The 4,204-nt window shown below is 62.6% G+C and carries 3 protein-coding genes and 1 pseudogene; all 4 read right to left on the reverse strand.

What is annotated here, in order from left to right; translation table 11 throughout:
- A pseudogene (locus EN884_RS27845) lies at positions 1–294 on the reverse strand (ABC transporter permease); the annotation flags it as partial.
- On the reverse strand, positions 291–1,274 hold the full coding sequence (locus tag EN884_RS27850; protein WP_181172681.1) for an ABC transporter permease: 984 nt from the start codon (positions 1,272–1,274) through the stop codon (positions 291–293). The pseudogene EN884_RS27845 and the gene EN884_RS27850, both read right to left, overlap by 4 nt.
- A gap of 100 nt (positions 1,275–1,374) precedes the next feature.
- The gene (locus EN884_RS27855) at positions 1,375–3,039 is read right to left on the reverse strand and encodes an ABC transporter substrate-binding protein (RefSeq protein ID WP_013532880.1); all 1,665 of its coding nucleotides are present in this window, start codon (positions 3,037–3,039) and stop codon (positions 1,375–1,377) included.
- A gap of 247 nt (positions 3,040–3,286) precedes the next feature.
- On the reverse strand, positions 3,287–4,204 hold a 918-nt coding region (locus EN884_RS27860; protein WP_128360849.1), incomplete at its 5' end, for a mandelate racemase/muconate lactonizing enzyme family protein.

A 4,204-nucleotide genomic window follows, 5' to 3' on the forward strand; every position in this document is an offset into this window, starting at 1 on the left:
GGTCAGGATGTCGCGCGAGCCGACGATGACGCGCGAGAAGACGTCGCGGCCGATCTGGTCGGTGCCGAACCAGTGTTCGGAAGAAGGCGGCGCCAGCGCGTTGATGATGTCGTCGGCGAGCGGGTCGTAGGGTGCGAAGTGCTCGCCGAACAGCGCGCAGGCAACCCAGAACAGCACGATGGCGAAACCGACAAGGAATGTTCGCGAGCGCAGCAGCGAGAAGAAGACCTCGGCCAGCGGGCCGCGCGGGCGCGTGTCGTCGGGTGTCGAGGAGGTGGTCTGGATGGTGCTCATTGGTCTGACCCCAGCCGGATGCGCGGATTGAGCACGGAATAGAGGAAGTCGGCGACAAGAGTGGCCACGGCATAGACGATGCCGATGGTGAGGATGCCGGATTCCAGCATCGGGAAATCCTTGCCGCGCGCGGCAGTGAAGATCAGCGAGCCGATGCCCTGGTAGCGAAACAGCGTTTCGATGACGACAAGGCCGCCGATGAGGTAGCCGGTCTGCGTGGCGATAACGGTGATGGTCGGCAGCAGCGCATTGCGCAGCACATGGCGCCAGATCACCGTGCGCCAGGGCAGGCCCTTCAGCACGGCCGTTCGCGTGTAGTCGGAATCGAGCGCTTCGATCATGCCGGAGCGCGCCATGCGGGCGATGTAGCCGAATAGCACCAGGAACAGCGGCAGCGACGGCAGGATCAGGTAGTAGAGCTGCGTGAAGAAGCCGGCGTCGCGCGGCCATGCGGCCGATATCGGCAGCCAGCGCAGCCAGACACCAAAGATCAGGATCAGGATGATGCCGGTGACGAATTCCGGCAGCACCGTCACCGACAGACCGCCGAGGCTGATGATGCGGTCGAGCGGGCGGTTGAGGTTGAGCGCGGCGACGACGCCGCCGAGGATGCCGATCGGTACCACCAGCACGAAGGCGACCGCCGCCAGCTTCATCGAATTGCCGAGCGCATCGATGACGAAAGGCGCGACCGGCGAGCGGAAGATGTAGGACGTGCCCATGTCGCCCTGGACGAAATTGGAGATCCAGCCCCAGTACTGTGCCAGCAGCGGGCGATCGACGCCGAGCGTGTGATTGAGCGCGTCGACCGCGCGCTGGTCGGCGAATGGACCCAATATGGCGCGCCCGACGTTGCCGGGCAGCACCTGGCCGCCCAGGAACACCATGATGCTGAGCAGGAACAGCGTCACCAGCGACAGCGAGACACGCCGGGCAAGGAAGGAGAGAATGGCTAAGACTCCTTGTGGAGCCAGCCCCATGCGGGAGCTGGCTGTTAGAGGATTGGCTTTCCCTTTGAGCATGATCCCGAAAAGTGGGGACCGGTTTTCGGAAAAGGTCATGCTCCAACAAAGAGTTAGTTCAGGCTTTCGATGCCTTGTCGAGGAACAGCTGCGACATGGCGGTCGGCTGTACGCCGGCCACGCCCTTCGCCGTCGCCGTCAGATAGTCGTAGAAATAGCCGAAAATAACAGGCGTTTCCTCGAGCAACAGCTTCTGGATCTTGCCGGCGTCGGCCTTCTGCGCCTCGAGGTCGAGTGCTGCGATGTAGCTGGTCGCCAGCGCGTCATAGTCCTTGTTCTTGAAATGCGCCGCATTCCAGGTGCCTTCGCTCTTCAGCGGTGCCGCAAGATAGACGTTCGGCACGCCGCGGTGGCCGTAGTCGGTGATGCCCATCACCGAATCCAGCCAGTTCGACTTGCCGAACACCGCGTCTCCGTAATAGCCGCTCTGGTCGAGGATGTTGAGGTCGAGCTCGACGCCGATCTCCTTGACCCAGTTCTGGATGAGCTGGGCGTATTCGGGGATTTCCAGGTAGCGTTCGGTGGTCAGGGTTATCTTGAAGCCCTGGCCAAGGCCGGCTGCTTCCATGAGCTGCTTGGCCTGGGCGATATCCTGCTTGCGTTGCGGCACGCTCGTATCGGTCGAAGGATAGACGGCGGCGAACGGGCTGTCATTGCCCAGGGCGGAGCGTCCCTTCATCAGGCCGGCGGCCAGCTTGTCGCGATCGAGGCAGAGCGCAATGGCTCGGCGCACGCGCGCATCCTTCAACGGACCCTCGTCGCAGCGCATGTGCAGTTGCTGATGGGCCGACGACTTCAGGCTGATGATGTCGATGTTCGGATCGTTGAGCAGAGCGACGCCGGCCAGCACCGGCATCTGGTTGATGATGTCGACCTGTCCGCCCTGCAGCGCCAGGATCTGCGGCTGCATGTCGGTGAAGAAGGTGAATTCGGTGCGCTCGGGCAAGGCCTTCGGCCCCCAATAGTCCTCGTTGCGGACGAAGGACGCGCCGACCTTTGCCGTGTATTTCTCAATTCTGAACGGCCCGGTGCCGTCGAAGCTCTTTTCGTAGTCGCCCTTGTAGCTCGCCGGGATGATGACGGCGTTGTAGTTGTCGGACGACAGCATGTAGGGGAAGTTGCCGTTCGGCGCATCGAGGTGGAATTCCACCGTGTAGTCGTCGACCTTCTTTGAAGCGCCTTTCTGCAGGATGCCGGTGAACACCGACAGCGCATTGGACGAGTTGGCCGGGTCGGCAAGGCGGTCGATGCTGGCCACGACGTCGTCGGCCTTCATCTCGCCGCCGCTGTGGAATTTTACGCCCTTGCGCAGCTTGAAGGTCCACACCGTGCCGTTGTCGTTCGGCTTCCAGCTTTCGGCCAAGGCCGGCTGCAGCACCAGATCGGGGCCGTCGACGCAAAGGAATTCGGCAACCTGCTGCATGATCAGCAGGCCGCCGGCGTCTGCAATGCTGACCGGGTCGATCGTCGCCGCCGGCACACTGCTGGCGACGCGGATGGTGGCGCCCGGCGCGCCCTGGGCGCGCGCCAGCGACGGCATGCCGCCAAGGCCGGCGGCCATGCCGATGCGGCCCAGCAGCGGCAGCGACAGGCCGAGCAGGCTGCCGTGACGGACGAAGTCGCGGCGGCTGACACGGCCGTCGACGAGGCCGTCGATCAGGTGATTTTCAAGCGGCGTGCGATTGCGCCGGATAAGGTCGAGAATGCTGTGGTTCTTGCTCATGGGTTTTTACCCTTTCCCCTATTTCTTATGGTTGACGAAATTTTCGTGGATTGCTCCATTTTCCCGGCACCGGAGGCCTGTCTACCGGAACTTTAGCATGCGGTTTTGTCCGGTCCATCCAGTCGTGGCGTGGACGCTCGGGGTTGTTGGTTGCACGGCTTCCACCGTCTTTGTCCAACCTTCCCGACCGAAATCGCGGCGGTTGGCTTCTCGTGTCTGGCCGTCGGTCTTGGCCGCTAGCCGTCATCTAGTTCAGCGGCAAACGGCGATAGGTTCCGGGCTTTGCCGGGTCATGATACTTGTTGCACGGTCCTTTCTCGGTAAAGTCTCTGTGACAGGCAGCGAGGTTTTCGCGCGACAAGGTGACGCCGAGACCGGGACCTTCCGGAACGCGCACGACATTGTTTTTCGGCGAAAACGGTCCTTCCTCGGTGACATCCATCGGCAGCATGCGAAACAGCGACTGGTTCGGCTCCCTGATCCAGCCGAGTGCCGCGCACAGATGCAGATAGGCGGCGCTGCCGATGCCGCTGTCGCCGCTGTAGCACCAGAAATCGATCCCGGCATGCTCGCAGGCGCCGACGAAGCGCAACAGCCGGCCGATGCCGCCATGCGTCGTCGGGTTGCCGACGAACGCGTCCGGCACTTTGGTTTCCATGGCGCGCGCAATGTCGATGTTGTGGGTCGAGAACGGGATCGAGCAATGGCGCCGCAACTCGCGCATCTCCTCGATGGTCGCCACCGGATCCTCCCAGTTGCGCACGCCCAATTCTTCCAGCGGGCGCGCCAGCCGCCGCGCGGTGCTGAGCGAATAGGCCTGGTTGGAATCGATACGGATCATCGCATCGTCGCCGAGTTTCCTGCGGATCAGCTCGACCATCCTGAGCGAGATTTTCGGATCTTCGGTCGAGAACTTGCCTTCGAAGAAAGTCGTTCCATGCGTCTCATGCAATTCGACGCAATAGTCGGCGACTTCCTGGGGCGTCGTCTCGCCCTTCACCTTTGGCCCATCACCGCGCAGCGAAAAATAGTCGGTGAACGGGATATCCTTGCGTACGGCGCCGCCGAGCAACTGGTAGAGCGGCTGGTTCCACGCCTTGCCGCGCAGGTCCCACAAAGCCATCTCGATGGCGCCGAAAGCCATGATGCGTGTGCGGTCGTTGAT

The organism is Mesorhizobium sp. M7A.F.Ca.AU.001.01.1.1 (assembly GCF_004022735.1).
Taxonomy (GTDB): domain Bacteria; phylum Pseudomonadota; class Alphaproteobacteria; order Rhizobiales; family Rhizobiaceae; genus Mesorhizobium; species Mesorhizobium ciceri.